Source organism: Vibrio stylophorae, assembly GCF_921293875.1.
Lineage (GTDB): Bacteria > Pseudomonadota > Gammaproteobacteria > Enterobacterales > Vibrionaceae > Vibrio_A > Vibrio_A stylophorae.
Genome location: NZ_CAKLDI010000001.1, coordinates 1,022,176 through 1,042,143 on the forward strand (window position 1 = coordinate 1,022,176; position 19,968 = coordinate 1,042,143).

Below are 19,968 nucleotides of genomic sequence, written 5' to 3' on the forward strand. Positions count from 1 at the left end.
CGTACATAAAAAGCGCCTGTGGGGGAACAGGCGCTGGTGTTTTGTTCTTCAGAAGTTTAAGGGTAAATTTTTATCGCTTAGTCATGGAAAGGCGTGCTTCTAAGCGATCCATTCTTTAAAGGGTAAACACTGGAATGAGCACATGTTGCCAAAGCAGTGCGCCTGCAACAGCGCCTAAAATTGGACCCACCACAGGGACGATGGCATAGCCCCAGTCAGAGTCGCCTTTGTTTTTAATTGGTAGCAGTGCATGCACGATACGTGGCATTAAGTCACGGGCTGGGTTTACGGCATAACCAGTGTTACCGCCGAGACATAAACCCAAGGTACAAACCAAAATACCCACAGCGTAAGGACCAAAGCCTGCGCCAATTCCGTTATTGACGTTGAAGATAGCCAAAATGCCAATCATCAATACCGCAGTGGTAATGGCTTCTGAAATGATGTTCCACTTGGTATTACGAATGGCAGCGCCAGTTGAGAAGGCTGCCAAAATTAGGCCGGGATCTGTGGTTTCATCAAAGTGCTGTTTAAAGGCAAGCCAAAGCACAATGGCACCTAAAAATGCGCCCACACATTGCCCTGCAATATAAATGGCTGCGGTTTTGGCGCTAATGCCACCAATCGCAAGAAAGCCAAGGGTTACGGCGGGATTAAGATGCGCGCCACTGACCCAACCCGCCGCATAGACGGCGATACCGACACCGAAACCCCAGCCGAGTGAGATCACGATCCAACCCGAGTTTTCCGCTTTACTGTGTTTGAGTACGACGTTTGCGACTACACCGCAACCAAGTAGCACCAATAATAGGGTGCCGAAAAGTTCAGCCATAAACACATTCATTGTTTCACCTCGATTGATTATTTGAAATGGAATTGCGTTCAATCGAGTCGATCATAAAAGGCGTGATAGCGCTGGTGGCTCAATGAGCACGCCTGTTTCGAAATGAATCAAAGGGTCTATTTGCGGCGTTTCAAAATGAAACGCTGTGATCTGTGTTTTGTCCACTTCGTGCGTGATCCCTCGCTTTTATTGGTCTTCTTTCACTCTTTGAGTGTGATGAACCGCTTTAGACGTGAATCTGGGAGATGTTTTTTGCCAATGCCATCACAAAAAAAGTGGGTATCAGTAGCAAGCTTAGAACGCTTAAAAATGATAATTATTTCAAATACAACGCATAACCCATTGTATTTACGGCGATTGCATTGATTTTTGGGCTTTTTCTGATGCCCTGCAAATGTACCCTATTTGCTGTGACGTTTGGTTTTGCGCAAAAAATAGCCGCAAAACTACGCCTCGAAGAAAAAGACGTGCGACGGATCACGTCAGGGGATTTCTGAGTAAAAATGTTCCGATATGGAACGTGCGCAAGACGCTTTTCATTTCAATATGAAACGATATTTTTTTGCATTGTCATGGTTTTTTGTCGGCCTAGGATGGAATCAAACCAAAGCGGTTTTCCAGAAAAGAGAGCCGCAAATCATTCTAATGATAAGAGAGCGAAGCCATGAAAAAGTTAATCAATCGCGTTGAAGATGTTGTCAAAGAGCAAATGGAAGGGTTGGCACTTTCTCGCCCTGAACTACAAGTCAGCTACGAACCTCGTTTCATGTGGCATCAGCCAAAACAAAAACAAGTCGCTTTAGTGTCAGGTGGTGGTAGCGGTCATGAGCCACTTCACGCGGGCTTTATTGGTGAAGGCATGCTAACAGGTGCATGCCCAGGTGAAGTGTTCACCTCGCCAACCCCAGATCAAATGTATGAATGCGGCCAAAAGGTCAACAGCGGCGAAGGCGTGCTGTTTGTGATCAAAAACTACACTGGCGATGTTCTGAACTTTGAAACAGCAGTAGAACTACTCGATGCCGATGGTGTACCTGTCGGTGCGGTACTGACCGATGATGATGTTGCCGTAAAAGATAGCTTGTATACCGCAGGCCGCCGCGGCGTGGCGGGCACTGTATTGGTGGAAAAAATTGTCGGCGCCGCCGCAGCCAAAGGCTATGACCTTGCGCAATGTGAAACTCTAGCACGTCGCATTAATGACAACTGCCGCTCTTTTGGTGTTGCCTTAAGTGCTTGTGTGGTACCAGCCGCCGGTAAGCCTTCATTTGTTCTTGAAGAAAATGAGATTGAATTTGGCGTTGGTATTCATGGTGAGCCGGGCATTGAGCGTCGCAGCTATCAAGATGTGGATACCTTGGTTGACCAAATGTTTGCTGAAATCATGGAAAACACAGGTTATAGCCGCACCCTACGTATTTGGAATCGTGACAGCAGCGATTGGGATGAAGTGGTTAGCCCAATTGCTGATTTTACCGCTGACCGCGATTATATCGTGATGGTGAATGGTTTGGGCGCAACCCCTGAATCAGAGCTTTATGGGGTGTTCCGCCAAGTTGCCCGCAACTGCGAAAAAGCAGGTATTCGCATCGTGCGTAATCTTGTGGGCAACTACTGTACTTCCATCAATATGGAAGGTGTGTCGATCACCTTGTTGCAAGCCGATGAAGAGATGCTGTCTCTTTACGATGCACCAGTAAGCACTGCGGCAATGACTTGGGGGAAATAATCATGACCATGCAAATCGAAAAACAACAAATGATCAATTGGCTCAATCTATGTGCTGACACCTTTGCCGAGAATCAGGATTTTCTCACTGATCTTGACCGTGATATCGGTGATGCGGACCACGGTTTGAATATGAATCGTGGGTTTAGCAAGGTGCGTGAAGCCCTACCAAAAGTCGAGCAGCAAAATATTGCAGCTATTTTGAAAAATACCGGGATGACACTGCTTTCAAGCATTGGCGGTGCAAGCGGCCCATTGTATGGCACTTTGTTTATTCGCACCGCAGCATCTGTGGGAGCGCGTGAAGTGCTGACCTTTGAAGAGCTGGTGGACGATCTAAAAAGCGGTGTCGATGGCGTGGTTTCTCGCGGTAAAGCAGCGCTGGGTGATAAGACCATGTGTGATGTATGGCTGCCTGTTTTGCAACAGATGAAAGCTAGCCTTGAGCAAGGTGTCAGCGGTGATCACTTGCTTGATGAGATGGTGGAGACGGCTGAAAAATGCGCGCTTTCAACCATTGAGATGCAAGCGAAAAAAGGTCGTGCCAGCTACCTTGGTGAACGCAGTATTGGTCACCAAGACCCAGGCGCCACCTCATCATTGTTGATGATTAAAGCATTAAAACAAGCAATTTCAGGGTGTTAAGCCATGGTAGGGATTGTTGTTGTTTCGCATAGTTTATTACTAGCACAAGGCGTGGCCGAACTGGCCACGCAAATGACCCAAGGCAAGGCGAATATTGCCATTGCCGCAGGGGTTGATGATCCAGAAAACCCAATTGGTACCGATGCCATTGCTGTGATGGGCGCCATTGAACAAGTGTTTGATGACGCGGGCGTGGTGGTGTTGATGGATTTGGGCAGTGCGCTTTTGAGCACGGAAATGGCGCTGGATTTAATCGATCCTGAGATGGCTGAAAAGGTTTCCTTGGTTGCCGCGCCAATTGTAGAAGGCACCATGGCGGCATCTGTCGCAGCGGCGGCAGGCTTGCCGCGTGAAGCTGTGATGGCAGAGGCGAGAAGTGCTTTGGATGTCAAAAAAGAGCACTTGGGTGAAGCGGCTGATACTGTTGCTGAGACCATTGAGCCAGCGCTTGACCAGAATGAGCCATGCCTTGAGTACACATGGGCAGTGCAAAATCCACATGGCATTCATGCGCGCCCTGCGGCGGCCATTGTCGGTGCGCTGGCGGGTTTTGATGCTGAGTTAACGCTACAAAAAGCGGCGCAAAGCGCCAGCGCCAAAAGCCTTAACAGCATCGCAAAATTAGGTGTTCGCTGCGGTGAGACGATTGTGCTGCAAGCGCGCGGCGCAATGGCGCAAGCCGCCATTGATGCCTTTAGCGCACTTGCGCAAACGCACTTTGGTGAAGCGGCGCAGGTTGCTGCTGGTGAAACGCAGGCGGATATTGCTGAGCAAAGCGATGATGTCGATGCGCAGCGTCGTGATGCACCGCAAGGTGCGCTATCTGGTATTCGTGTTAGTGACGGTGTGGCCATTGCGCCCGCAGCTATTTTTAGTGCGGCGATGCCAGCGCTGCCGGAGCGTGAATTTACCAGCGCGGCGCAGGAGATGGCGCATCTACAGCAAGCGATGGATTTGGTTTTAGCCGAGCTAAACCATGATGCGAAAGGGCCGCATGGGGATATTTTCAAGGCCCATGCCTTGATGCTCGCGGATCCTGAAATTCAAAACGCCCTAGCACAAGCACTTGAAGCTCCTGTGATTGCTGAGCAAGCATGGCTTGATGTGATGAATCAACTTGCAGCGCAATACAGTGAAGCGCAAAGCCAATATATGCGTGAGCGTGAAGCCGATGTGCGTGATATTGCACGTCGCGTGATGGTGGCATTAACCGGCGATCAGGGTGAAACCATGACGCTCAATGAGCCCGTGATCTTGCTAGCGCGCGATCTCATGCCATCAGATGTTGCTGGGCTCGAGAAGTCCAAAGTACTTGCGATTGTGCTCAGTGAAGGCGGTAAAACCTCGCACAGCGCAATTCTTGCGCGCGCCATGGGCATTCCTGCGCTGGTGAAAGTCAAAGGCTGCCTAGAGCAAGTTCGCACGGGCGATCCGCTGATTTTAGATGGCTTTGAAGGTCTGCTCTGGCTTTCCCCAAGCGAAGAAATCCGCCAAGCGCTCAGCGAAAAACGCCAGCAATGGCAGGATGAAATTGCCAGCTTTGCTGCCAAAGCGCAGGCACCAGCAGTCACTAAAATGGGCCATGAGGTTAGCGTGCTGGCTAATATTGGTGGTCCTGAAGATGTTGCACAAGCCTTGGCATGTGGCGCTGAAGGGGTGGGGCTATTTCGCACCGAATTTTTGTTCCAGCAAAGTGATGCATTGCCAAGTGAAGAGGCGCAATACCAAGTGTATCGCGATATCGCGGCTGCCTTTGGTGATAAGCCTGTGACCATTCGCAGTCTTGATGTGGGCGGTGATAAACCTTTGGCAGCGTATCCTATGCCAGCTGAAGAAAACCCATTTTTGGGACAGCGCGGCGTGCGTTTATGCCTTGCACATCCTGAATTGTTTGCCACTCAGCTACGTGCCATTTTGCGCGCCCATGCCGAGCAGCCAAACATTCAGCTGATGATCCCAATGATTGCAACGGTTCAAGAGGTGCGCCAAGTCAAAGCGCTGCTTCATGAGGTGCGAGAAGCCATGGGCATGGCCGATCATGGTCTCAGTGTGGGAATCATGATTGAGGTGCCAGCGGCGGTGTTTAACGCGCAAGCCTTGGCTGATGAAGTGGACTTCTTCTCCATCGGAACCAATGATTTGACCCAATATGTGATGGCGGCGGATCGCGGTAATAGCGCGGTTGCAGAGCTGGTGGATTACTTCCAACCGGCGGTACTCGGCGCGATTGCACACACCTGTCAGGCTGCCAATGATGCTGGTATTAGTGTCAGCATGTGCGGTGAAATGGCGGGTGATAGCAAAGCCACCGCAACACTGCTTTCTTTGGGGTTGGGTAAGTTCAGTGCCAGCGCAGCACTGCTGCCAGCCTTAAAGGAAACCATTCGACAGAATTAGTTCATCCCCTTCTGTCGAAGCGCATGTTCATACTGAGCCTGATGGGTGTGCGCATTTTTTTCATGTATCTCGGTTGCCGTCACTTTGTGGCGGCTTTTTTATGGCTACTAATTGGCTAATCCATGGGCAAAAAAGCGGGCAATAAAAAAGCGCACAGGGCGCTTTTTAGAAGGATTGAGTGGCGCGGCTTTTTGGCGAGAAAGCTAAAAAGTGGCGCAAAAGCTAAAAAGGCCGCAAACAGCTGGAAAATCGAAAAGCGGCTTAATCTTTGAGGCGATCGGTAAGGCCATATTTATCAATTTTTCGCCATAGTGTGGTGCGGCCAATTGCCAGCGCTTTGGCCATCTCTGTCATTTTGCCATCAAACACATCCCAAGCTTGAATAATGGCTTTTTTCTCCAGCGCTTCCATAGTGAGCACAGGTGCTTGTGATTGCGGATTACCATCAGGGTTGTGCTTAATATGATCGGGAATATCTTTGAGCTGAATACGGTTACTACTGCGGTTGAGTAAAATACGCTCCATACGACTTTTCAGTTCAGGATTGTTGCCTGGCCACGCAAAAGCGAGCAGTACATCAAAAGCCACGGGATCGATTTGAATTTGCACATGATGGCGCTTTTCGTAATCCGCCAAAATACGTTCAATGTGTAGCGCGATATCCTCTTTGCGTTTGCGAAGCGGCGCTAAGGTCAGCTCATTATTGGAGATGGCATAGTAAAGCTGGCGGCTAAAGGTACCTTGCGCAACATAGGCGCTTAAGTCTGATGAAGTGCTGGTGATCAGCTGAAAATTGACGGGGATTAAACGCTGGCTATCACTGCGACTCACCAAACCGGTTTTAAGCAGTTTGAGTAAAACCGCTTGCAGCTCTTGGTTGAGATATTCCACTTTTTCAAGCAGTAGGGTGCCGCCATGGGCCAGCTCAAATTTCGAAGGCAGGCCGCTGTCAGCATCATAACCCAGAATCTCACGACGCATATTTTCGCTGCTAATGGCGCGACAATTAACGGTAATAAAGGGACCGGCCTTAAATTCGCCCTCATTATGAATCGCCATGGCCAGCGCCGTTTTGCCGACGCCCTCTTCGCCATAAAGGAAAATGGGAGACTTGGATTTTAGTGCCCGCTTACTGACGGTGATCAGGTGCTTCATTTTTTTTGAGCGCGCGGGCAGGGTGGCAAAGGTGTATTTGGCATTGCCACCAATTTGCTGCTGCGCGAGCTCGCGCAATTTATGAATGGGATGCACAAATAAAAGCGTGGCACCATCTTGCAGCATGCTGACTGAAAGCATGGCCTCAATAAATTCGCTGTTGATTTCAACCGTGGTTAATTTGCGCTGCATGTTCTCACCTTGCTCAAAACTGGCAAGGATATTGGGCGCAAAACGAATCACCTCAAAAATTGGCTTATCAATGACCTCGAGCGCGTTGAGCTGCAGCAATTTTTCAGCTTGCTGATTGACCATGGTGATCCGCTTGTTGCGATCCCAAGACAAGAGCCCATCTTCCATACTGGCCATGGTGGCATTGTGCATGCTGATCAGCCGATTCATATTTTCTTGTTCATAGAGCAGTTGCAGTTGTAGCGAGATCTCTTTGGCGCAAGAGGCCACAATAACGCTATTTTCGCGGCGATATTGTTTGGCCATTTTTACCATTGCCATGGTGCCGCGTAATTTGCCAAAGGAGTCAAAGATAGGCGCGGCGCAGGCGCCATAGGGATGTAACTGCTGATTAAAATGATCCGCAGCAAAGACCTCCATGGGCAAATGGGTTTCTAAACATAAGCTCACCGCATTGGTGCCAATTTTTCCTTCGGAGAAAAAGCAGCCTTGCACGATCCCCAGCGTGTCTAGCGCTTGCAGTAGATTGGCTTCGCCAACACGATAGACCACGCAGCCATTGTCATCGGTTATGAGCAGTACAATCGGCTCATCGGTCAGCAGGTCAAAAGTATCTTCAACAACCGTTGTTGCGCAGTGGATTAGGCTTTCATTGCGCTTAAATAGCGAGTTGAGGGTGTGGCCTGATGCGATATGTGGCGGCGACCAATGAAGGGCGCTGCATTGATTAACGCAGCGCTGCCAAGAGCCAAAGCAATAGGTTTGGGCAAATTCAGGCGCAACCCAGTGATGCTTTTGGAAAAAATCCCAGCGTTTTAAACTGGTTTCAGTGCAATATTGTAGCGACATAACAAATCACGATTGAAAATATCGGAATATTTTATCGTGATGATAAAAATATCATTGTGATCTCGCTCGCGCTTATCTGCGCCGAGTTTCAATTTAAAACATTAAAAAGCCCCGCGATTGCGAGGCTTTTGATATAGGCATGTGAGATGGCGTTAACCGATTTGTTGCCACAGTTGCCAATAACGGCCTTTGGCATCAAGCAGCGCTTGGTGACTGCCGGATTCAGCAAACTGACCTTGCTCCATCACATGCACTTGATCCATCTGCGCAAGACCAACCAAACGGTGGGTAATGTAAAGCACGGTTTTCCCTTGCCAATGGGCTTGCAGCAGCTTGAGGATCTGCTGCTCGGTGCGGCGATCTAAGCCTTCGGTTGGTTCATCTAAAAGAAGAATTGGCGCGTTGTGCAAAATCGCACGGGCAATGCCAATACGGCGGCGCTCACCACCAGAAAGCTGGCGTCCACCTTCACCGAGCCATAGGTTCATCTTCTGCTCTGTTTCACCCAAATAGCCCAGTTCAACTTGCTCTAGTGCCTGTTGCAATTGTGCATCGGTGGCCTCAGGTTTGGCTAAACGCAGGTTGTCGCGCAGGGTGTCATTGAGCAGATCAACGCGCTGACTGACCACAGTGATCGCTTGGCGAAGCGCAGACTCTTGCCATTGGTCAAGGGCTATACCATCGATGGTGATTTGCCCCTGCTGCGGATCATATTGCCGTGTCAGCAATTTGAGTAGGGTGGATTTCCCGCAGCCCGTTTGACCTAAAATCGCCGCTTTTTCGCCAGCTTTAAGGCTGAGCGTACATTGTGATAATACCCAAGGTTGCTGCGCGTTATAGCGATAGTTCACCGCATCGAACGCGATGGCACCTTGGCATGGGCCGGTAAATTGTGACTGGCTAAAATCAACATCGGGTTTGGCATTTAAAATGGCATTGAGACGCTTGGCCGCTGTTTGCGTTTGCCCTAAGAAGTGAAAGGCGCCGGCCACGGGCATTAAAATTTCCATAGCGCCTAGCGTACTAAAGGCGACCAACGCGATGAGCGGATTTTGTTCATGACCGCCGACACCATCAGCGGCAAGCCAAAGCATCAATACCAGCAAAGTACCACCGCAAAGGAGCAATAGGGCGCTGGCTAGGCCGGTGAGATGCGCCATGCGATGCTGCGCTGAAAATAGCACTCGCTGCTCTTGATTGAGGGCTTGGCGATAACGCGCTTCACCGCCAAAGAGCACTAATTCAGCATGCCCTTGTAGCCAGTCCATGAGGCGCACACGAATCGCCATTTTTTGATCCGCTAGCGCGCTGCTGGGCGCTTTACCTAAGCGATAGAAGATCACAGGTAAAATCAGCAGCAGTGCTGTCAAACAAGCGCCAAGAATTAGCGCTAGCGCAGGGTCAAAAAAGGCAATCAGACCGCTGGTGGCCAAAATCGCCAATACGCCGACAACCATGGGGGAAACCAAGCGCAAATACACTTGGTCCATGGCATCCACATCACTGATCAGGCGATTGAGAATGTCGGCATCACGTAGATCGCCTAGCGTACCAGGGATCAGCGGCGCCAGTTTTTCAAAGAAATAAACGCGAAGGCGAGTGAGCAATTTAAATGTGGCGTTATGACTGACCACACGCTCGCCCCAACGGCCAGCCGTTCGCGCCATGGACAAACCACGGACGCCGCCAGCAGGCAGCATATAGTTAAAAAATTGCGAGGCAAGCGGGCTTAAACCGGCCACCGCCGCGGCGGAAATAAACCAGCCAGACAGGCTCAGCAAACCCACAGCGGCGCACACTGTGGCAAGCGCCAATACCATGCCAAGGCTGAGTTCAAACCAGTGGTAGCGATAAAGGCGTAAAAACGGCATTAAATCACGCATCGATATCTCCTTGCAGCGCTGGGGCATGTTGGCGTAAAAGGGCAAATTCACCTTGTTGATCATTGCTTAAGGTTACAAAGTCACCTTGCTGAACCAATTGACCTTGTTTGAACACGAGGATCTGTTGGTAATGTTTGAGCTCATCAAGGCGATGGCTCACGGCAAGGGTGGTGCAACCTTGGCTGATTTGGTCGATGCTTTGTTGGACCAATCGCTCGCTGCGTGCATCTAAGCTGGCGGTGGCTTCATCCAAAAGCCACAGCTGGCCTTGCTGCAAAATGGCGCGCGTGAGCGCAAGACGTTGTGCTTGGCCCACAGAAAGGCCGCTGCTGCGATCGCCAATGGGTGCATCGAGCATTTCAGGCATCGCTTGTACAAAACTATCGGCATGGGCTTGTTTGAGCGCGAGCCAGAGTTGGTCGTCATCATGACCTGTGCCAAGGCATAGATTGTCGCGCACAGTGCCATGAAGAAGCTGCGGGTTTTGTCCCACCCAGCTGATATGGCTGCGCCAATGGTTGGCATCCAAATCACGAAGCTCATAACCACTGATGGTCAAACTGCCTTGATAGGGTAAAAACCCTAAGATTGCGTTCACCAAACTAGATTTACCAGCGCCACTGGTTCCCACCACCGCGGTGCGACTGCCGGCTGCCAGCGTAAAGCTCACGGGGCCAAGGAGGACACTGCCATCATTGGCGCGCACCAGCAAATCACGCGCTTCAATGGTGAGTGGGGTTTGTAGTGTTGGTGTTTGCGTTCCTTGTGCGGGGTCTTGTTGCTCGGCTTTGGCATCCAAAAATTCAACCACGCTTTCAGCTGCGCCCAGCGCTTCGGCTTTGGCATGGTAAAAGGCGCCAAGATCGCGCAGTGGTTGATAGAATTCAGGCGCTAGAATCAGCACAAATAGGCCGACAAATAGGGTGATGCCACGACCGTAATCGCCGAAATTCAGCTCGCCGATATAACTAAAGCCAAAATAGACGGCAACGATAGCGATGGATAGCGCAGTAAAGAACTCTAAAACCGCTGATGAAAGAAAGGCTAAACGCAACACTTCCATGGTGCGCTTGCGAAAGCTCTCGGTACTTTGCTGCATAAACGCAGTTTCTGCTGGTACGCGGTCAAATAGACGAATGGTCGCAAGGCTTTGCAGGCGGTCATAAAAGTGGCCAGAAAGGCGTTGTAAAGACTCAAAGTTACGCTTGTTGGCATCGGCGGCGCTGATGCCCACCAAGGCCATAAACAGCGGAACCAAAGGCGCAGTGCAAAGGAATATCAGTCCCGCAGCCCAGTTAAAGGGGAAGACGACAATGACGATGGTCAGCGGGACGGTGACGGCCAAGACCATTTGCGGTAAATATTTTGCAAAGAAGTCTTGCATCTGCTCGATCTGCTCAAGGGCTAAGGTTGCCCAGCTACCCGCGGGTTTTTGCGCAATGGCAGCAGGGCCCAAAGCTTTGAGTTTGTCGAGCACCTGTCCGCGAATATGTTCGCGGATTTGTTCGCCAGCGCGATAACCTGCAATTTCTCGACCCCATGCACACAGCGCGCGGAGCGGAAAAATAGCGATGAGCGCAAGAAATTCAGGGAGAAGGCTGAATTTATCCACGTGATTGATAATCAGCTGATGGAGTATATGGGCGAGTAGCGCAGCTTGGCCAATAAGTAAAAGGCCAGCCACAACACCAAGCATCATACTGCGTCGCAACCACTGCTGACCGATTTTGCTTTGGCTGCGAAGCCAAACGGTCAAGGCGCGTTTTTGAGCTTTATCCATATTGAAAGGCGCTTTTTGTTATGATTTTGTATCGGATAGAGTACCAAATAAAAACACGGTAACCCAAGCGAGTTACCGTGTTTCGATAAGATTTGATACCTTTTGAAACAGCTTTGTTATCTTGACACTTGTAGATAACGCGCTGATTGCTGAGGATTAAGCTTGTTCGGCTAGGGCATCCAAATAGCGCTCTGCATCCAGCGCAGCCATACAGCCTGTGCCTGCAGAGGTGATTGCTTGACGATAGGTATGATCCATCACGTCACCGGCTGCAAAAATACCAGCAATATTGGTTTGTGTGGCGTTGCCATGCAGGCCAGATTGCACTTTGAGGTAGCCGTTTTCCATCTCCAATTGGCCTTGGAAGATATCGGTATTTGGTTTATGACCAATGGCGACGAAAACACCCATCACATCGATAATTTCTTCGGCTTCACCTTGGGTTGAGGCAAGACGCATTTGCGTGACGCCCATTTCATCGCCAAGTACTTCTTCAAGAACGCGATCCGTGTGCAAAACGATATTGCCGCTTTCTACTTTATCCATCAGGCGCTGAATCAAAATTTTCTCAGCGCGGAAGCTGTCACGGCGGTGCACCAAGTGAACTTCAGCGGCGATGTTGGCAAGGTAAAGCGCTTCTTCAACTGCGGTATTGCCGCCGCCGATCACCGCAACTTTTTGATTGCGATAGAAGAAGCCATCACAAGTGGCGCAAGCTGAAACGCCGCGACCTTTAAATGCTTCTTCAGATGGTAGGCCGAGATATTGTGCAGATGCACCGGTGGCGATGATGAGCGCATCGCAGGTGTAGGTGCCACTGTCGCCAGTTAGGGTAAATGGACGCTTGCTAAAATCCGTGGTGTGAATGTGATCAAAAAGGATTTCAGTCTCGAATTTTTCAGCGTGCGCTTTCATGCGCTCCATGAGACCCGGTCCAGTGAGACCTTCAGGATCGCCCGGCCAGTTTTCCACTTCTGTGGTGGTGGTCAATTGACCGCCTTGTTGCATCCCGGTAATCATTACCGGATTTAAATTGGCGCGCGCTGCATAGACCGCTGCGGTATAGCCTGCAGGGCCTGAGCCAAGAATAAGTAGAGGGATGTGTCGTGCTGTCATGACAACTCCATGGAAGGCAATGTTTGATTTATAGGTGTGCAAAGATTGTATGGAAAATGAAAAGTGAAGGAAAGCAATACGGTGATGGTGACTGGAATATTTGGTTTTAATTTATAACCATCTGAATGCAAAACTAGTTTTCCTTTTACATTTGGCGAAAAAAACGGCATTTTATCTTTGCAATGACTTGCGCCCTCGCTAGGAGTAAGGTATTGTGCCTCAAAGTGAATATGTATTTCGAAATACAGCATAAAAATTCCCAAAGGAATGTGAACGAAAGTCTTTACAGTGGCTTACTTCACTGGGTATGATTTGCTTTTAATGGAATTTGGTGCTAAACAGGTTTGGTTTTTTAGCACATTTGATTGCAAGGATGTAATGAGGTGGTATGAACATGGCACAATCTAATAAAAAACCGTCCAAGGAGCTGGACCGCATCGATCGCAATATTCTGAATGAATTGCAGAAAGATGGCCGTATTTCCAACGTAGAACTATCTAAACGTGTTGGTTTGTCACCAACACCTTGTCTTGAGCGTGTACGTCGTCTTGAGCGACAAGGCTATATCAATGGCTATACTGCGCTTCTGAATCCACAATATCTTGATGCATCGCTGTTGGTTTTTGTTGAGATCACGCTTAACCGTGGTACGCCTGATGTCTTTGAAGAGTTTAATGTGGCGGTTCAACAGCTAGAAGATATTCAAGAATGTCATCTAGTTTCTGGTGATTTTGACTACTTGCTGAAAACACGTGTATCAGACATGTCTGCATACCGTAAGTTGCTTGGCGAAACCTTGCTTCGTTTACCAGGTGTGAATGACACGCGAACTTACGTGGTGATGGAAGAAGTGAAACAGTCAAATCACTTGGTGATCAAAACACGTTAAGTGAACCTGAATTTGATCATTGCAAAGGTGTGATTTCACCCTTTGGATGCACTTCACAAACAAGACGAGCGGCATGATGCCGCTCGTCTTGTCTTGCCTGTTAGCCACTTAGCCGTGCTATAGTGTGCGGCGACATTCCAATTCATTCGTGATGTGGTGAACACGTCATCAATTTCATCTGCAGGCCTATGCGATTAACTGGTTTACAACGAATTTATGAAAGTGTGCTGATTCTTGGGTGGCTCGCTGCTATCTATGTGATGATCGCACTATTGAGCTTTGATCCGGCAGACCCATCTTGGTCACAAACGGGCTGGCATGGCCCTGTCCATAATTTGATGGGGGCCACTGGCGCTTTCTTTGCCGATAGCTTCTTCTTTATATTCGGCTCTTTAGCCTATCCAATGCCGTTTTTGATCGCCTTGGCATTGTGGATTGCCTTTAAGCGTCGCGATCCCAGTGAGCGCATTGATTTTGTAGTGCTGGGCACCAAAGTGATTGGTGTGGTGCTTTTGGTGCTTACTAGCTGTGGCTTGGCGGATTTGAATTTTGATGATTTTAGCCATTTCTCATCTGGCGGTGTGGTCGGTGATGTTCTGAGCAGCTTGATGTTGCCGCTGTTTAATCAGCTTGGCACTGTGTTGGTGCTGCTCTTTTGCTGGGCCGCAGGTTTTACTCTGTTTAGTGGCATCTCTTGGTTGACGCTGGTTGATCGCGTTGGCAGTGGCGTGCTCAATTTAGCAGCTTGGCTGGTTAATTTAGTACGCGGCGATCAAACCATTACGGAGAAAAGCGTTGCTCGTGATACGCAAGATTCCGATTTTGCTGCGTCTCAATCTATGCAACTGACCGACTTTGAAGCGCTAGCCGCAGCGCAGCAAGCATCGCGCCATACATCGGTGAATCGTGCGGATGTAGCAGCTGCATCTCAGGTGCTGCCTGTGGTCAATCAGCACCAATCAGTATCAGCTGAAATTGCACCGGCTACTGAATACACATCTGCCGCTGAAACAGCTGTCGCGACGCCTAATCGCATTTTCCCTGCCTATGATGATGCGCCGCATTATCAACCCGAGCCTGAAGCATCGGCTGAAACGCGCAGAGAGCCGGTGATCTCTTGGCCGCAAACAGAGCCGCATGAGATGGCGCCGATGGTTGCGCAGCGTGATGATACGGTTGTGTCCGAGGCTGTTATACCTGAGATGTCCACTGCGTCAGCCCAAGCTACGGCTGAAGTTGAAACTGATACTAAAGCAGAGTCGCAAACGTCGGTTGCGAATAGTGTCGCTGCGAGCGCATCGTCATGGTCTGAGCAAAACGATGCGGCTGCTTTAGAACAGCCTACGCAAAGTGTCGCAGCAGAGCCTGCGCCATCAATGCCAACAGATTTACCATGGCAAGTGGATCCTGAAACCGTCGATACCACCAAGGTGACAGCGCCTGATCCAATTCCAGCGGCGCAGCAACACATGGCGGCAGAGCAGCATCCGTTTTTGATGAAATCTGAGCCCAATTTACCTAAGCCAACCACGCCGCTACCAACGCTTGATTTGCTGGATCGCCCCGATAAATCTGTGCGTCCAATTAGCCGTGAAGATTTGGAGCAAACGGCGCGCTTGGTGGAAGCCAAGTTGGCTGATTATAAGATTTCCGCCGAAGTGGTGGGGGTCTATCCAGGACCTGTGATCACCCGTTTTGAATTGGATTTGGCGCCGGGCGTGAAAGCCAGTCGAATCTCCAACTTGTCGCGAGATTTGGCGCGCTCTTTGTCTGCCATGGCCGTGCGCGTGGTGGAAGTGATTCCGGGTAAGCCCTATGTGGGCATTGAGCTGCCGAATGTGCATCGTGAAACGGTTTATCTATCAGAAGTAGTTGGCTCTGAGCGCTTTGAAAAAGCAGAGTCACCGCTAGCTGTAGTGCTTGGTAAAGATATCGCGGGTGAGTCTGTGGTGGCTGATTTGGCCAAAATGCCACACTTGCTAGTGGCGGGTACCACGGGTTCGGGTAAATCTGTGGGCGTCAACGTGATGATCCTCAGTATGCTCTATAAAGCGACACCCGAAGATGTGCGCTTTATTATGATCGACCCGAAAATGCTGGAGCTTTCGGTTTACGAAGGCATTCCACACCTACTCACTGAAGTGGTTACTGACATGAAAGATGCCGGTAATGCACTGCGTTGGTGTGTGGGTGAGATGGAGCGCCGCTATAAGCTGATGTCGGCCTTGGGCGTGCGTAATATCAAAGGTTTTAATACCAAGCTCAAAGAGGCGGCGGCGGCGGGTCATCCAATTCCAGACCCACTATGGCAACCGGGCGATAGCATGGATAAAACCGCGCCAATGCTGGAAAAACTGCCGTTTATCGTGGTCATCGTTGATGAATTTGCCGATCTGATGATGGTGGTGGGCAAGAAGGTAGAAGAGCTGATTGCCCGTTTGGCGCAAAAAGCACGTGCTGCCGGTATTCACTTGGTGCTCGCGACCCAGCGTCCATCGGTGGATGTGATCACCGGTTTGATTAAAGCCAATATTCCATCGCGTATCGCCTTTACCGTTTCCACTAAAATTGACTCGCGTACAGTCCTTGATCAAGGCGGCGCAGAATCGCTACTGGGCATGGGTGATATGTTGTATCTTCCACCTGGCTCGGGACACACGGTGCGCGTGCATGGCGCCTTTGTTGACGACCATGAAGTGCATAATGTGGTTAACGATTGGAAAGCTCGTGGTAAACCGCAATATATCGACGCTATTTTGTCAGGTGATCAGGGTGCTGAAAGCTTATTGCCGGGTGAATCAGGTGGCGAAGATGAGTTGGATCCACTGTTCGATCAAGTGGCTGCTTTTGTCGCAGAAACACGTCGTGGTTCTGTTTCTGGCGTTCAGCGTAAATTCCGCATTGGCTATAACCGTGCATCGCGTATTGTGGAGCAGCTGGAGGCTCATGGTATCGTCAGCCCGCCAGGGGTGAATGGTAACCGTGAAGTATTAGCGCCCACGCCGCCACGCGATTAATGAGATAAGCGATACAAACCATCAAATAGGAAATCGACGGAACGCAATGGCGTCGTCATGGTCTGATAAAGACCCAGCAGGAACGAGTATGATGATGAAAAAATTGATGATTGGGGCTTTGGCCCTGTTGCCTTTGAGTCAAGCCTTTGCCGGTGATACTGAGCGCGATGCTTTAATTGCGCGCTTAAATCAAACGGATGCATTTACCGCAAATTTTGACCAGGTGGTTACCAGTCCTGAAGGGGAAGTGGTGATGAAAGGGCAGGGCAAAGCATGGTTAAAGCGTCCAAGTTTTTTCCGTTGGCATACCCTCACGCCGGATGAAAATCTTCTGGTTTCTGATGGCCAAACCCTGTGGTATTTCAATCCATTTGTTGAGCAAGTAACTGCGATGTGGCTTAAAGATGCCACTGAACAAACGCCACTAGTGCTGATTACGCAAAATAACCCAGCTGATTGGCAAAATTACAGTGTGACGCAAAAGGGTGATACCTTTACCTTGACGCCAAAAGTGGCGCAAAGTAACCAAGGAACCTTTACTGTCACTGTGAATGATAAAGGTCAGGTCAAAGGGCTTGCGATGACTGAGCAAGATGGTCAGCTGAGCAAATTTACCTTTAACCATTTTCAAGCCACCATGCCGGCGGCGAGCCAGTTCCAATTTACCGTACCTGAAGGCGTTGAGCTTGACGACCAACGTCAGTGAGACTGAATGGACAGTTTAAGTTTTGATTTTGGCGAAGCAGATTTTCGCCCATTGGCCGCACGAATGCGGCCAACTTGTTTAGAGCAGTATATCGGCCAAGACCATCTGTTAGCGGCGGATAAACCACTGCATCGAGCCATCGCTGCAGGTCACCTGCATTCGATGATTTTATGGGGCCCACCAGGCACAGGCAAAACCACCTTAGCTGAGATTGCCGCGAGCTACGCCAATGCGCGTGTCGAACGTGTCTCTGCGGTGACCTCTGGCGTCAAAGAGATTCGCGCCGCTGTTGAAAAGGCGCGCGACAATAAGCTTGCGGGCCATCGCACCATCTTGTTTGTGGATGAGGTGCATCGCTTTAACAAAAGCCAGCAAGATGCCTTTTTGCCCCATATCGAAGATGGCACTGTCACCTTTATTGGCGCGACCACAGAAAATCCATCTTTTGAGCTCAATAACGCGCTGCTCTCACGGGCGCGGGTATATAAGCTCACCTCCTTAGAGCAAAAAGATATTCTGGCAGTGCTTGAACAAGCCTTGTCAGACACGTCGCGCGGCTTGGGTGAACGTGACCTTCATTTTGCCGATGGTGTGCTCACGCAGCTGGCGGCCTTTGTCTCTGGCGATGCGCGCATGGCGCTCAATTATCTTGAGATGCTGAGCGATATGGTGGCGGATGATAGCCAAGTGATTGATAGCGCTATGTTGGCGCAAGTCACGGGTGAAAAGCTGGCGCGCTTTGATAACAAAGGCGATCTTTGGTACGACTTAATTTCTGCGCTGCACAAATCAGTGCGGGGCTCTAATCCAGATGCTGCGCTCTATTGGTATGCGCGTATTATTACCGCTGGTGGTGATCCGCTTTATGTGGCGCGTCGACTTTTGGCGATTGCTTCTGAAGATGTGGGTAATGCCGATCCACGCGGCATGCAAGTGGCCATCGCAGCTTGGGATTGTTTTACTCGTGTCGGTCCTGCGGAAGGCGAGCGCGCTATTGCACAAGCGATTGTTTATTTGGCCTGCGCACCGAAAAGTAATGCGGTGTATACGGCTTGGAAGCAAGCGATGCAAGATGCGCTGCAACATCCAGATTATGAAGTGCCGCACCACCTGCGCAATGCTCCGACCCAGTTGATGAAAGAGCTGGGCTATGGCGCCGAATATCGCTATGCCCATGATGAACCCAATGCATATGCAGCAGGGGAGTGTTACTTCCCAGCTGAATTGGCTCATCAACGCTACTATCATCCGGTTGCGCGAGGTCTTGAAACACAAATCGCTGAAAAATTAGCCTACCTTGATGGGCTCAATGCAAAAAGCCCAAACAAGCGCTACCAAAAGTAGCCTAACTTGGGTATCTTTGGCAGGTCGCATTTTTTAATGTGAATTTTACCTATTTCGACTGGCCAGGGCTTTGCCTTGGCAGTTTTTATTTCAACTTAACGGGCTTAGGAAAGCATGCTGGATCCCAAACTATTGCGAGGCGAGCTAGACGCCACCGCTGAAAAATTGGCGCGTCGTGGATTTCAATTAGACGTTGAGGCGCTTCGTTCCCTTGAAGAGAAACGTAAAGCACTTCAAATTCGTACAGAAGAGTTACAAGCAGAACGTAACGCTCGATCGAAATCCATTGGTCAAGCCAAAGCGAAGGGTGAGGATGTTCAGCCGCTTTTGGATCAAGTTGCCAACCTAGGTGATGAGCTGAACCAAGCGAAAAACGCATTGAATGAATTGCAACAAGAGTTGCAAACCATCATTGCAGCGATCCCGAACTTGCCTGCCGATGAAGTACCAAGCGGTAAAGACGAAAACGACAACCAAGAAGTGTTGCGTTGGGGCGAGCCAAAGCAGTTTGACTTTGATGTGAAAGATCACGTTGATTTGGGCGAGCTAACTGGCGGTCTTGATTTTGCAAGTGCAGTGAAGCTTTCTGGTTCACGCTTTATCGTGATGAAAGGCCAAATGGCTCGTATGCACCGTGCATTGGCGCAATTTATGCTGGATCTTCATAGTGAACAGCATGGCTACACCGAGATGTATGTGCCTTATTTGGTGAATGCAGACAGCTTGTTTGGTACAGGTCAGCTGCCAAAATTTGGTGAAGATCTATTCCACACCAAACCAGCGACGGAAGAAGGCATTGGTATGTCTTTGATTCCGACTGCTGAAGTACCATTGACCAACATGATGCGTGATGTGATTGTCGATGAGGCTGAATTGCCACTGAAAATGACTGCACATACCCCATGTTTCCGCTCAGAAGCGGGCTCTTATGGTCGCGATACCCGTGGTTTGATTCGTATGCACCAGTTTGACAAAGTTGAGTTAGTGCAAATCGTCAAACCTGAAGATTCTATGGCTGCGCTTGAAGAGCTAACTGGTCAAGCTGAAAAAGTGCTTCAGCTACTTGAGTTGCCATACCGAAAAGTGCTGCTATGCACCGGCGATATGGGCTTTGGCTCCAGCAAAACCTACGATCTTGAAGTATGGTTGCCTGCGCAAAATACTTATCGTGAAATTTCATCTTGTTCAAACATGTGGGATTTCCAAGCACGTCGCATGCAAGCGCGCTTCCGTCGTAAAGGCGACAAGCCAGAATTGGTACACACTCTCAATGGTTCAGGTCTTGCTGTGGGCCGTACTTTGGTGGCGATCCTTGAAAACTATCAACAAGCAGATGGTAGCATTGTGATCCCTGAAGTGCTTCGTCCATACATGGGCGGCCAGACTGAGATCAAAATGGCTTAACCATTTGTATCGATTCGCG

13 protein-coding genes are annotated in these 19,968 nt (G+C 49.8%); 8 read left to right on the forward strand and 5 right to left on the reverse strand.

Going from position 1 to position 19,968, the window contains the following annotated elements; genetic code table 11:
- Positions 1-115: 115 nt before the first annotated feature.
- Positions 116-844: an MIP/aquaporin family protein gene (locus L9P36_RS04690; protein WP_290368670.1), complete on the reverse strand. Its 729-nt coding sequence runs from the start codon at positions 842-844 to the stop codon at positions 116-118.
- A gap of 664 nt (positions 845-1,508) precedes the next feature.
- On the opposite strand from L9P36_RS04690, the gene dhaK reads away from it, so the two are divergent.
- Genes dhaK through ptsP form a run of 3 tightly spaced genes read left to right on the forward strand, consistent with a single transcriptional unit; the run spans position 1,509 to position 5,614 of the window.
- Positions 1,509-2,573, forward strand: a complete 1,065-nt coding sequence (gene dhaK, locus L9P36_RS04695) for a dihydroxyacetone kinase subunit DhaK (protein WP_237465344.1) — start codon at positions 1,509-1,511, stop codon at positions 2,571-2,573.
- Positions 2,574-2,575: 2 nt separating this feature from the next.
- Complete coding sequence (gene dhaL, locus L9P36_RS04700) at positions 2,576-3,217, forward strand: dihydroxyacetone kinase subunit DhaL (protein WP_237465346.1); 642 nt, start codon at positions 2,576-2,578, stop codon at positions 3,215-3,217.
- Between the two features lie 3 nt (positions 3,218-3,220).
- On the forward strand, positions 3,221-5,614 hold the full coding sequence (ptsP, locus tag L9P36_RS04705; protein WP_237465348.1) for a phosphoenolpyruvate--protein phosphotransferase: 2,394 nt from the start codon (positions 3,221-3,223) through the stop codon (positions 5,612-5,614).
- Positions 5,615-5,875: 261 nt separating this feature from the next.
- Here ptsP and dhaR read toward each other — a convergent pair whose 3' ends face one another.
- The 4 genes from dhaR to trxB all read right to left on the reverse strand — a co-directional run bounded on the left by dhaR (position 5,876) and on the right by trxB (position 12,589).
- Positions 5,876-7,810 carry a dihydroxyacetone kinase operon transcriptional regulator DhaR gene (gene dhaR / locus L9P36_RS04710; RefSeq protein WP_237465350.1) on the reverse strand — a complete coding sequence of 645 codons (1,935 nt, stop codon included), beginning with the start codon at positions 7,808-7,810 and terminating at the stop codon, positions 5,876-5,878.
- Between the two features lie 152 nt (positions 7,811-7,962).
- Positions 7,963-9,693: a heme ABC transporter ATP-binding protein/permease CydC gene (cydC, locus tag L9P36_RS04715; protein WP_237465351.1), complete on the reverse strand. Its 1,731-nt coding sequence runs from the start codon at positions 9,691-9,693 to the stop codon at positions 7,963-7,965.
- Positions 9,686-11,473, reverse strand: a complete 1,788-nt coding sequence (cydD, locus tag L9P36_RS04720) for a heme ABC transporter permease/ATP-binding protein CydD (protein ID WP_237465353.1) — start codon at positions 11,471-11,473, stop codon at positions 9,686-9,688. Before cydD ends, cydC begins: the two co-directional genes overlap by 8 nt.
- Before the next feature lie 156 nt (positions 11,474-11,629).
- On the reverse strand, positions 11,630-12,589 hold the full coding sequence (trxB, locus tag L9P36_RS04725; protein WP_237465355.1) for a thioredoxin-disulfide reductase: 960 nt from the start codon (positions 12,587-12,589) through the stop codon (positions 11,630-11,632).
- Positions 12,590-12,983: 394 nt separating this feature from the next.
- Here trxB and lrp point away from each other — a divergent pair, with 394 nt between their 5' ends.
- The 5 genes from lrp to serS all read left to right on the forward strand — a co-directional run bounded on the left by lrp (position 12,984) and on the right by serS (position 19,949).
- The gene (gene lrp / locus L9P36_RS04730) at positions 12,984-13,478 is read left to right on the forward strand and encodes a leucine-responsive transcriptional regulator Lrp (protein WP_237465357.1); all 495 of its coding nucleotides are present in this window, start codon (positions 12,984-12,986) and stop codon (positions 13,476-13,478) included.
- A gap of 188 nt (positions 13,479-13,666) precedes the next feature.
- On the forward strand, positions 13,667-16,495 hold the full coding sequence (locus L9P36_RS04735) for a DNA translocase FtsK (protein ID WP_237465360.1): 2,829 nt from the start codon (positions 13,667-13,669) through the stop codon (positions 16,493-16,495).
- A 94-nt stretch (positions 16,496-16,589) separates the two neighbouring features.
- On the forward strand, positions 16,590-17,201 hold the full coding sequence (gene lolA, locus L9P36_RS04740) for an outer membrane lipoprotein periplasmic chaperone LolA (protein WP_237467860.1): 612 nt from the start codon (positions 16,590-16,592) through the stop codon (positions 17,199-17,201).
- 6 nt (positions 17,202-17,207) lie between these two features.
- Positions 17,208-18,545 (forward strand): replication-associated recombination protein A, encoded by a 1,338-nt coding sequence (locus L9P36_RS04745; protein ID WP_237465361.1) that lies wholly within the window; start codon positions 17,208-17,210, stop codon positions 18,543-18,545.
- Between the two features lie 114 nt (positions 18,546-18,659).
- The gene (gene serS, locus L9P36_RS04750; RefSeq protein ID WP_237465363.1) at positions 18,660-19,949 is read left to right on the forward strand and encodes a serine--tRNA ligase; all 1,290 of its coding nucleotides are present in this window, start codon (positions 18,660-18,662) and stop codon (positions 19,947-19,949) included.
- Positions 19,950-19,968: the final 19 nt, after the last annotated feature.

Coding starts and splice junctions, on each gene's coding strand:
- L9P36_RS04690 (WP_290368670.1), bottom strand. CDS start 844: ATGAATGTGTTTATGGCTGAACTTTTCGGCACCCTATTATTGGTGCTA.
- dhaK (WP_237465344.1), top strand. CDS start 1,509: ATGAAAAAGTTAATCAATCGCGTTGAAGATGTTGTCAAAGAGCAAATG.
- dhaL (WP_237465346.1), top strand. CDS start 2,576: ATGACCATGCAAATCGAAAAACAACAAATGATCAATTGGCTCAATCTA.
- ptsP (WP_237465348.1), top strand. CDS start 3,221: ATGGTAGGGATTGTTGTTGTTTCGCATAGTTTATTACTAGCACAAGGC.
- dhaR (WP_237465350.1), bottom strand. CDS start 7,810: ATGTCGCTACAATATTGCACTGAAACCAGTTTAAAACGCTGGGATTTT.
- cydC (WP_237465351.1), bottom strand. CDS start 9,693: ATGCGTGATTTAATGCCGTTTTTACGCCTTTATCGCTACCACTGGTTT.
- cydD (WP_237465353.1), bottom strand. CDS start 11,473: ATGGATAAAGCTCAAAAACGCGCCTTGACCGTTTGGCTTCGCAGCCAA.
- trxB (WP_237465355.1), bottom strand. CDS start 12,589: ATGACAGCACGACACATCCCTCTACTTATTCTTGGCTCAGGCCCTGCA.
- lrp (WP_237465357.1), top strand. CDS start 12,984: ATGGCACAATCTAATAAAAAACCGTCCAAGGAGCTGGACCGCATCGAT.
- L9P36_RS04735 (WP_237465360.1), top strand. CDS start 13,667: ATGCGATTAACTGGTTTACAACGAATTTATGAAAGTGTGCTGATTCTT.
- lolA (WP_237467860.1), top strand. CDS start 16,590: ATGAAAAAATTGATGATTGGGGCTTTGGCCCTGTTGCCTTTGAGTCAA.
- L9P36_RS04745 (WP_237465361.1), top strand. CDS start 17,208: ATGGACAGTTTAAGTTTTGATTTTGGCGAAGCAGATTTTCGCCCATTG.
- serS (WP_237465363.1), top strand. CDS start 18,660: ATGCTGGATCCCAAACTATTGCGAGGCGAGCTAGACGCCACCGCTGAA.